The sequence below is a fragment of the Methylobacterium sp. J-001 genome, assembly GCF_022829565.1.
In the GTDB taxonomy this organism is placed as follows: domain Bacteria; phylum Pseudomonadota; class Alphaproteobacteria; order Rhizobiales; family Beijerinckiaceae; genus Methylobacterium.
In genome coordinates this window covers 1-404 of record NZ_JAKSYN010000145.1, presented here as the reverse complement: position 1 = coordinate 404, position 404 = coordinate 1, and the positions used below count along the sequence as shown (strand labels likewise).

Here is a 404-nt window from a genome sequence, read left to right as displayed (position 1 = left end):
CCTCGACCAGGCCCTGACCAAGCTCAACACCGCGGTCGGCGCCGGCAGCTTCTCGAAGAGCACCGACGGCACCAAGATCGTGATGAACGCGTCCTCGGACGTGGAATTCAAGACCTCGGCCGACCAGACCGCGCTGGGCTTCGCCGGCGGCACCGCCTCCTCCGGCCCGACCTACGGCACGACCGCCGCGGCCGGCCAGAGCTCGGACCTGAGCGTGTCGGGCGTCTCGGCCCGGGCGACGCTCGCCTCGCAGTACAACAGCCTGCTGACCCAGATCGATCAGCTCGCCGGCGATTCGAGCTTCAACGGCACGAACCTGATCAACGGCAAGGGCGACAACAACAACCTGACGATCAAGTTCAACCCGAAGGGCAACTCGAACCTCACGGTCTCAGCGACCGACG

Annotated in this window: 1 pseudogene; it reads left to right on the top strand. The window is 66.6% G+C overall.

Annotated elements, in window-relative coordinates:
• Positions 1–404, top strand: a pseudogene (locus tag MKK65_RS18780) (flagellar protein); the annotation flags it as partial.